The following is an 8,188-nucleotide window of genomic DNA, read 5'->3' as shown; positions in this document are numbered from 1 at the left end:
TCTTCGGCGTGGCCGTCTTGGTAGACGTCGGCGGTGTCGACAAGGGTGCCGCCTGCTTCGTGGAAGGTGGTCAGCTGGTCGGCTGCGTCGTCGGCGGTGACGTCTAGGCCCCAGGTCATGGTGCCGAGGGCGAGTCGGGAGACGCGGAGGCCGCTGTGGCCGAGTTGTCGCTGTTCCACGGTGTTGCAGGGTATTGGGCGTGGTGGGTGTGGCTGGTGAGGTCGGCTCGGCGGGTCCGGTTCTGAGTGTTGTGGATCACATCGTGGGTGGTGTGTCGCGGGGCTGGCTGCGGTGGGTGACGGTTCGGTGGCTGACCTGCCCTGATGGGGTGATCAAGGGTGGGGGAGGCCGGTACAGGGTGATGCTGGAAGATCTGGGGACCGGGCTGGAAGTTTCGGGTGCGGCCCGGGGTTCCCTTTTCGATCGTGTGGAGTGGGTTTCGTGTCGTGGTTGCAGGCCATGGTGCTGGCCGTGGTCCAGGGGCTCACCGAGTTCCTGCCGATTTCCTCGTCCGGGCATCTGTCGATCGTGTCGAAGTTGTTCTTCGGCGAAGACGCGGGTGCTTCGTTCACCGCGGTGACGCAGATCGGCACCGAACTGGCGGTGGTCATCTACTTCATCGGTGACATCGTCCGGCTGGTCGCCGTGTGGTTCCGCGGGCTGTTCAGCGCCCAGGTGCGCGCCACGCAGGACTACAAGCTGGCCTGGTACGTGATCGTGGGCAGCTTGCCGATCGGTGTCCTGGGGTTCTTCTTCCAGGACTACATCCGCTCGACGCTGCGCAGCCTGTGGATCACCGCGGCGACGCTGGTGATCTTCGGTGTGCTGATGGGGCTGGCCGAGCGGTACGGCAAGCAGTTGCGCGAGCAGGCGCGGTTGCGGCTCAGCGACGGTGTGCTGATGGGTTTCGCTCAGGCGATGGCGTTGATCCCGGGTGTGTCGCGTTCCGGCGGGACGATCACCGCGGGTCTGGCGCTGGGTCTCACGCGGGCCACGGCGGTGCGGTTCTCGTTCCTGCTGGCGATTCCGGCGGTGTTCGCCGCGGGGTTGTCGGAGGTCTCGCACGTGTTCGAGCCCAGCCCGTACGGGTTGCAGCCGTCGGCGGCGCAGATGATCGTGGCCACGGTGGTGGCCGGGGTCATCGGGTACGCGGTGATCGCGTGGTTGCTGCGCTTCGTGCAGAAGCACAGCGTCTACCTGTTCGTCTGGTACCGGATCGCGCTGGGTGCGGCGGTGTTCGCGCTGCTGGGCTTCGGTGTGATCCAGCCGTGAGGCGGTGACGTCGAACAACGGGAGTCGGGGCGGTCCGGTCGGGCCGCCCCGATTTTTTTCGTTCTGCGCGGGCCCTGGGGGTGGTGGGGTGTGCGGTGAGGCCTACCCTCGGCGGACGTGGCGACTCTCATCCTGCTTCGGCATGCCCGTTCGGCGGCCAACGGCTCCGGTGTTCTGGCCGGGCGCACACCCGGTGTCGGTCTTGACGAGACCGGCAGTGCTCAGGCCGCGGGTCTGCCCGCGCGGCTGGAGGGCGTGCCGTTGAGCCGGGTGGTGGTCTCTCCGCTGCAGCGCTGCCAGGAGACGGTGGCCGGGCTGGTGCGGCAGCGCGAGATCGAGCCGGTGGTCGAGGAGCGGCTGGCCGAGGTCGACTACGGCGACTGGACCGGACGCAAGATCAAGGAGCTGACCGGGCAGGAGCTGTGGAAGGTGGTGCAGCAGCACCCGTCCGCGGCGGTGTTCCCCGGTGGTGAGGGGCTGGCGCAGGTGCAGTCGCGTGCCGTGGCGGCGGTGCGCGAGCACGACCGGCAGGTCGGTTCCAACGAGGTGTGGTTGTTGTGCAGCCACGGTGATGTGATCAAGTCGGTGCTGGCCGACGCGCTGGGGCTGCATCTGGACTCCTTCCAGCGGATCGTGGTCGATCCGTGTTCGGTGAGCGTGGTGCGCTACACCGAGACGCGCCCGTTCGTGCTCAAGATCAACGACACCGGTGGTGATGTCTCCGGGCTGCTGCCGCCGGAGGAGTCGTCGTCCTCGGACGCCGTGGTCGGCGGCAGCACCGGCCGGCACCCCTAGTCAGCTCTCGCGCCGCGCCGCTGCCGGCAGCGCGGGTTCGGGCAGGACGCGGAAGACCAGCCAGCTCACCAGCGGCATGAGGATCAGCGGGGTCAGGGCCGTGGGCAGCGAGGTGGTGTCGGCCAGGCGTCCCAGCAGGGGGCTGATCAGGCCGCCGATGCTGACGGTGAGGCCGAGGGTGAGGCCGCTGGCGGTGCCGATGCGGGAGGGCAGGTAGTCCTGCCCGAGGGTGACCTGCAGCGAGAAGGGCACGTAGAGCCCGGCCGAGGTCAGGGCGACGAACAGCAGCATCGCCGGTCCGGGCACGTGGACCACCCCGGCGACCGCGGCGACCGAGATCAGGTAGGACCAGCGCGACACGCGGACGCGGCCGTAGCGCTGAGCCAGGCGGCCACCGAGCACCGATCCCGCGGCACCGCCGAGGAACAGCAGGAACAGGGCGAGGGTTCCGGCGGCGGGCACGCCGTGCACGCGCTGCTGGGCGTGCAGGGCGATGAAGGTGCTCAGGCCGATGAAGACGACGGAGCGGGCGATGACCGCCAGCGACAGCTTCACGAACGAACCGACGTCGTCGACCCCCGGAGCCGGTGAGGTTGCGGGGGCGGTGCGGTGGTCGCCGATCATGCGCAGCACCGGCACGCACAGCGCGGCTCCGGCCAGCGCGGGCAGCACCAGCACCGGTGTCGCCCGCAGCGAACCGTGCCCGATCGCCAGCGCCACCATGATCGGGGCGAGCGCGAAGCCGACGTTGCCGCCGAGGGAGAACCAGCTCATCGCGGTGTGACTGCCCCGGCTGGCGATCCGGGCCGCGCGGGCGGATTCGGGGTGGTAGGCCGCCACGCCGATGCCCGACAGCGCCACGAACGCCAAGGTCAGCGGGTAGGAGCCGCTCAGCCCGCTCAGCGCGATGCCCACCCCGCCCACGAGGGTGCTGGCCGGCAGCAGCCACGGCATCGGCCACCGGTCGGTGAGGGCGCCGAACAGCGGTTGGGTGATCGACGACAGCAGCGAGGCGGCCAGCACGATGCCGGAGGCCACGGCCAGGCTGTAGTGGCGTTCGGTCACGAAGAAGGGGATCAGCGCGGCGACGGCTCCCTGGTAGAGGTCGACGCAGGCGTGGCCGAGGGCCAGCAGGACGAGGGCGGGGTTGCTGCGCACCCGTCCATGCTTGGTCACCCCACCGGTGTCGCGCTGTCGATAGAGTGACCGGTGATGCAGGAAATCCGCCACACCCCGGTCGCGCCGACGCGCACCCAGCGGCTGGCCTCCGGCGGTGAGATCGACGCCCACCGCCACGACGATCACCAGATCGCCTACGCCGGCCAGGGCACGATCGCGGTGAGCACCGACGGTGGTTCCTGGGTCGCGCCGGCCACCCGCGCGATCTGGATCCCGGCAGGCACCGTGCACCAGCACCAAGCCCACGGCGAACTCGACCTGCACCTGGTGGGCCTGCCCGTCGAGGAGAACCCGCTGGGCCTGGCCGAACCGGCCGTGCTGGCGGTCAGCCCGCTGCTGCGCGAGCTCATCATCGCCTACACGCGCGCACCCGCCGACCGCAGCGACGCCCACCGGCGGCTGCGGGCGGTCCTGCTCGACCAGCTGGCGATCTCACCCGAGCAGCCGCTGCACCTGCCCGCGCCGACGAGCCCGCTGCTGCGGGAACTGCACGCGATCCTGCGCGCCGATCCCGCCGACGACCGGACGCTGGAGGAGATCGGGCGGCAGATCGGCGCGAGTTCCCGCACGCTGTCGCGCCGCCTGCGCGCCGAGCTCGGCCTGACCTACCACCAGTGGCGCACCCAGATCCGGCTGCACCACGCGCTGATCCTGCTGGCCGAGGACGTCGCCGTGACCGCGGTGGCGCACCGCTGCGGCTGGTCGTCGGCCAGCACCTTCATCGAGGTGTTCCGCCGCGCCTTCGGCTACACCCCCGGCGCCGGGCCCGGCAGGCCGGCAGCGCCGGGCGACTAGCCGGCCTGGAGCGAGCGCGGAAGATCAGTCGAGGATTTCGACCAGGTGCAGGCGGGCGCGTGTCGGCAGGGTGCGCTGGTGGCCGCTGGTGAAGGTCACGGTGACGTGCCCGTCGTCGGTGCCGGTGAGGGTCTCGACGACGGCCACCGGGCCGATCGGGCCGTGCAGGCGCACCGGCAGTCCCGGGCGCAGGTTCGCCGCGGGCAACCGGTCCAGGTTGGTGGCGCGCGAGGCCGGACGCAGCCTGCGGGTGAACACCCACCAGACCAGCGCACCGGCCACGGCCAGCACCAGCGGAAGCCACACCCACAGCCAGGTCAGGGCCAGCCCGGTGGCCAATCCGGTCAGCGCCGCCCACAGGCCCGAGGACACGGCCAGCGGGCCGATCTGCAGCCAGCCGGTGGTGCGGATCGTGCCGTCGGCCTGAGTGCCCCGGGGCGGCGTCGGCGGGGCCTGGTCGGGGAAGTCGAGGTCCTCGCCGACGCCGCGGTGCTGGACGTGCTCGGCGGTGATCTTGGCGAGGGTTTCGTGCCCGTAGAGCGCCTCATCGCGGATCGGGGTGAGCTCGCCGCGCACCAGCGTCTCGCGATCCGACAGGGGTGGTTGGTGGCGGATGTGGTCGGGGTTCACCATTCGCGCCACCTCCAGGTGCCGTCGTCGTAGTCGCACACGTACCGGTCGCCGTTCTCGCCGCGTCCCACGTCGCCGGGTTCGTCGCAGGGCTGGCCTTCGGCGACCCCGGGTGGGCGTTGCGTCGTCGGCGGGCTGGTCGTGGTCGTGGGGGTCGGTGCGGTGGTGCGCGGCGGCGGTGGGGTCGTGCTGGTGGTCGTGGTCGTGCGGGTGCTGCTGCGCGTGGTGGTCGTGCTCGTCGTGGCCGGCGGCTGACTGGTGGTGGGTGCCGTCGTGGCCGGCGGTGGTGGCGGTGTGGTGGTCGGGGCCAGGTGCGTGATCTGCTGCGGCGGCTGCTGGGCGCGCGGGGGTTCGCCGGTGGCGGGCAGGTTGGCCACCACACCGGCTCCGGTGGCCGTGATCAGGGCCAATGCGGGCACCAGGCGCACCACCAGGGGGCTCGTCCACCACAGGCGGCGCAGTAACTCGGGGTGTTGGGCACGCACGTGCTGGCGTCTCCTTCTTGCGGGGTCCCGGGCACCCTACGCGACCCCTGTGAACTGCGTCTCGAAGGTCGTGGCGAAAAGCGTTGGCGCTGACGGACAACGCACGCGCCGTCACGCAGCGTGCAGGAGTCCACTGTGGTGGGAGCTGTCGGTGCCGGGGTGCATCATCGGTGCATGGTGATCGAACTGCGCAGTCGGGGCGAGATCGACGCGCTGGCCGAAACCGGCGCGGTGGTGGCCGCGGTGCTGGCCGCGGTGAACTCCCACGTCGCGGCAGGGGTGTCTCTGGGGGAGCTCGACGAGATCGCCCGCGGCATCGCTGCCGGGGCCGGTGCGCGGCCGGTCGGCGGGCGGGTGATCTCCACGTCGCTCAACGACGAGATCACCGGCGGCGCACCCGACGGGCGCGTGCTGGCCGACGGCGATCTGCTCAGCGTGGCCGCGGCGCTGGACCTGCGGGGGTGGCACGCCCGCGCAGCGCGCAGCAGCACCGTCGGCACCGGCAGTGCGGGTGACCGGTCGCTGATCGAGGCCACCGGTCAGGCGCTGGCCGACGGCATCGCCGCGGCACGCCCCGGCGCCCGGCTCGGTGAGGTGTGCAGGGCGATCGGGCTGGTCGGGCGCAGCGCCGGCTACGGCATCCCCGCCGTGGGCGGGCACGGCGTGGGCAGGCAGGCCCGCCAGGACCCGGCCGTGCCCAACGACGGCCACCCGGCCCGAGGCATGCCGCTGCGGCCCGGCCTGGTGTTCAGCGTCGAACCGATCTTCACCGCAGGCAGCCACGACCACTGCGATCCCGACGGCGACGTGCTGCGCACCGGTGATGAGAGCCGCGCCGCCCACACCGGCCACACCCTCGCCATCACCGACACCGGCCCCCGCATCCTCACCACCTGAACCCGACCGCGTGCCCGGCTGCGACGTCGAAGCTCGGGCCGACCTGATCGTCGAGGGGCGGCGCCAAGGCTTCGCGGTCAGCGCTGGTAGGCGGTGGCGATGATGACCGGCAGCAGTGCGAGGGCCAGGGCCGCTCCGGTGAGGGCGAGGACGGGGTAACCGGCTGCGGCGACGACCATGCCCGAGGCCAGCCCGCCGGTGGCGCCCGCGATGGCGATGGCCACGTCGATGAGTCCCTGGGTCTTGGCTCGGGTGGCCAGCGGGATGGCGTCGGTGGCGAGCGCGGTTCCGCTGACCAGGCCGAAGTTCCAGCCCAGCCCGAGCAGGACGAGCGCGAGGGTCAGCAGTGCAACGGAGTCGCCCGGTGCGGTGGCGGCGAGGACACCGGCGAGAAGGAGCGTGGTGGCGGCGGCCGTGACGAGGGTGATGGGCCCGTAGCGGTCCACGAGCAGCCCGGTCAGGGGCGAAGGCAGGAACATGGCCCCGACGTGGACGGCGATCACGAGACCGGAGGCCGCCGTGCCGAGACCGTGCGCGTGCATGTGGACCGGCGTCATCGTCATGACGGCGACCATGACGAGCTGGCTGAGGACCAGGACCAGCACTCCCAGCGACAGACTCGCGGCCCACCGTTCGGAGCGCGGCGCGGGCGGGGAGGCGGCGGAGTCGTGTTCCGGGTGCTCTTCGGCGGGCAGGGAGCGGGCGAGCAGCAGCGGGTCGGGGCGCAGCCAGAGGATCAGGACGAGGGCCGCGAGGGCGAACGCCGTGCTGGACAGGAGGAACAGACCGGTCAGGTGGGGCAGGCCGAGGGCGACGGCGAAATCGCCGGTGGGGGCGGTGAAGTTGGGTCCGAGGACTCCGCCGAAGGTGGTGGCGACCAGGACCGTGGAGACGGCGCGGGCGCGGTGGGCCGGAGCCGCGAGGTCGGTTCCGGCGTAGCGCGCCTGCAGGTTCACGGCAGTCCCGGCGCCGTAGAGGAACAGCGAGAAGAACAACAGGGCGGGGCTGTCGGTGGTGGCCGCGGCGACGACACCCCCACCACCGAGGGCACCGACGAGGTAGCCACCAGCCAGCCCCAGGCGCCGACCGCGGGCCTGGGAGACCCGGCCCACGACCACGGCCGCGACCGCGGACCCGGCGGTGAGCAGGGCGATGCCCAGACCGGCCAGCGCGGTGATCTCGAGCATGTCCTGCAACAGCAGGGAAGCGACGGTGACGCCTGCGGCGAGTCCGACACCGCTGAGGACCTGGGAGACCAGCAGCACCGTCAGGATGCGCCGTTGCGTTCTTCTCACCGGGAATTCGGTCACCGGTGGAGTGCCCGTGCCGTCGTGGGCGGTGGCAGGGGTGCTTGCGTGGCGGGGCATTGCTTCTCCGGGTCAGACGCGTGGGGGCCGCGACGTCCGGTGGGAACGGAACGCCGTGTCGAGGACGTGGGCCATGCGGTGCCCGGCGGGGACACCGGGCACCGCATGCGCGAGAGCGGCGGTCCGCTCAGCTCCACTGCAGGCGGTCGGACAGGCCCGCGGCGGCGAAGGCGGCCACGAGATCCTCGCGGCCCTCGGTGAAGTGGGCCCAACCCTCGAAGTGGACCGGAACCACCCGCCGAGCGCGCAGAATCCTGGCGGCCTCGGCGGTTTGCGCGCTGTCCAGGACGATCGGCTTGCCGTCGAAGAGTGCGGAGAAGCGGGGAGCGCCGGCGAACAGGACGGCGGTGTCGATCGGGGCGAACCGGTCGGCGATCCGCTCAACAGCATCGAGCGAGGCGTTATCGCCGCTGACATAGACCGTGGGCAGGCCTTCTCCGGTCAGGACGAAACCAACAACCTGGCCGGTGATCGGCTCGATGTCTTCGCGGTTACCGGGGCCGTGGATGGCGGGCACGCCGGTCACCGTGATCGAGCCCCCGTCGGGACGGTCCAGCTGCACGGACTCCCAGTCGGCCAGGCCCCGGGCCTTGTTCCCCAGGTGTTCGCCCAGACGCTCGCCGCCGCCGGGCGTGGTCAAGGTGAGGGGTACATCGGCGAGCAGAGCCCGGCCGGAGTGGTCGAGGTTGTCGTCGTGCTCGTCATGGGACAGCAGCACTACGTCGATGGGGCCGAGGTCGGCGGGGGTGCCGGCGGAGGGGGTGGTCT

Annotated in this window: 10 protein-coding genes; 4 read left to right on the top strand and 6 right to left on the bottom strand. The window is 71.8% G+C overall.

Annotated elements, in window-relative coordinates; translation table 11 throughout:
* Positions 1 to 179, bottom strand: a 179-nt coding sequence (locus E1202_RS30630) for an aldo/keto reductase (protein WP_132686794.1), incomplete at its 3' end; no start/stop codon positions are given.
* Positions 180 to 459: 280 nt separating this feature from the next.
* Between E1202_RS30630 and E1202_RS30625 the strand changes: the two genes are divergently transcribed.
* Positions 460 to 1,272 (top strand): undecaprenyl-diphosphate phosphatase, encoded by an 813-nt coding sequence (locus E1202_RS30625; RefSeq protein ID WP_246536771.1) that lies wholly within the window; start codon positions 460 to 462, stop codon positions 1,270 to 1,272.
* Between the two features lie 117 nt (positions 1,273 to 1,389).
* Positions 1,390 to 2,067 (top strand): histidine phosphatase family protein, encoded by a 678-nt coding sequence (locus E1202_RS30620; protein WP_132686793.1) that lies wholly within the window; start codon positions 1,390 to 1,392, stop codon positions 2,065 to 2,067.
* On the opposite strand, the gene E1202_RS30615 is transcribed toward E1202_RS30620, so the two are convergent.
* Positions 2,068 to 3,243 carry an MFS transporter gene (locus tag E1202_RS30615; RefSeq protein WP_235879131.1) on the bottom strand — a complete coding sequence of 392 codons (1,176 nt, stop codon included), beginning with the start codon at positions 3,241 to 3,243 and terminating at the stop codon, positions 2,068 to 2,070. It abuts the gene before it with no gap.
* 36 nt (positions 3,244 to 3,279) lie between these two features.
* Between E1202_RS30615 and E1202_RS30610 the strand changes: the two genes are divergently transcribed.
* On the top strand, positions 3,280 to 4,041 hold the full coding sequence (locus E1202_RS30610) for an AraC family transcriptional regulator (protein WP_132686792.1): 762 nt from the start codon (positions 3,280 to 3,282) through the stop codon (positions 4,039 to 4,041).
* A 24-nt stretch (positions 4,042 to 4,065) separates the two neighbouring features.
* Here E1202_RS30610 and E1202_RS30605 read toward each other — a convergent pair whose 3' ends face one another.
* Both E1202_RS30605 and E1202_RS30600 read right to left on the bottom strand, forming a co-directional pair.
* Positions 4,066 to 4,674, bottom strand: a complete 609-nt coding sequence (locus tag E1202_RS30605; RefSeq protein ID WP_132686791.1) for a hypothetical protein — start codon at positions 4,672 to 4,674, stop codon at positions 4,066 to 4,068.
* On the bottom strand, positions 4,668 to 5,156 hold the full coding sequence (locus E1202_RS30600; RefSeq protein WP_132686790.1) for a hypothetical protein: 489 nt from the start codon (positions 5,154 to 5,156) through the stop codon (positions 4,668 to 4,670). Before E1202_RS30600 ends, E1202_RS30605 begins: the two co-directional genes overlap by 7 nt.
* Positions 5,157 to 5,330: 174 nt before the next feature.
* On the opposite strand from E1202_RS30600, the gene E1202_RS30595 reads away from it, so the two are divergent.
* The gene (locus tag E1202_RS30595) at positions 5,331 to 6,053 is read left to right on the top strand and encodes a M24 family metallopeptidase (protein WP_328591033.1); all 723 of its coding nucleotides are present in this window, start codon (positions 5,331 to 5,333) and stop codon (positions 6,051 to 6,053) included.
* 77 nt (positions 6,054 to 6,130) lie between these two features.
* On the opposite strand, the gene E1202_RS30590 is transcribed toward E1202_RS30595, so the two are convergent.
* Positions 6,131 to 7,348, bottom strand: a complete 1,218-nt coding sequence (locus E1202_RS30590) for an MFS transporter (RefSeq protein ID WP_235879130.1) — start codon at positions 7,346 to 7,348, stop codon at positions 6,131 to 6,133.
* Between the two features lie 199 nt (positions 7,349 to 7,547).
* Positions 7,548 to 8,188: MBL fold metallo-hydrolase (locus tag E1202_RS30585; RefSeq protein WP_132686788.1), on the bottom strand; the 641-nt coding region annotated here is incomplete at its 5' end.

The organism is Saccharopolyspora karakumensis, assembly GCF_004349225.1.
GTDB classification, from domain to species: domain Bacteria; phylum Actinomycetota; class Actinomycetes; order Mycobacteriales; family Pseudonocardiaceae; genus Saccharopolyspora; species Saccharopolyspora endophytica.
The sequence above is the reverse complement of the archived record's forward strand: the minus strand, read 5'-3'. Positions and strand labels throughout refer to the sequence as shown.

Excerpts from the sequence above, each read along its gene's own strand:
- E1202_RS30625 (WP_246536771.1), top strand. The coding sequence starts at position 460 with ATGGTGCTGGCCGTGGTCCAGGGGCTCACCGAGTTCCTGCCGATTTCC.
- E1202_RS30610 (WP_132686792.1), top strand. The coding sequence starts at position 3,280 with ATGCAGGAAATCCGCCACACCCCGGTCGCGCCGACGCGCACCCAGCGG.
- E1202_RS30605 (WP_132686791.1), bottom strand. The coding sequence starts at position 4,674 with ATGGTGAACCCCGACCACATCCGCCACCAACCACCCCTGTCGGATCGC.
- E1202_RS30595 (WP_328591033.1), top strand. The coding sequence starts at position 5,331 with ATGGTGATCGAACTGCGCAGTCGGGGCGAGATCGACGCGCTGGCCGAA.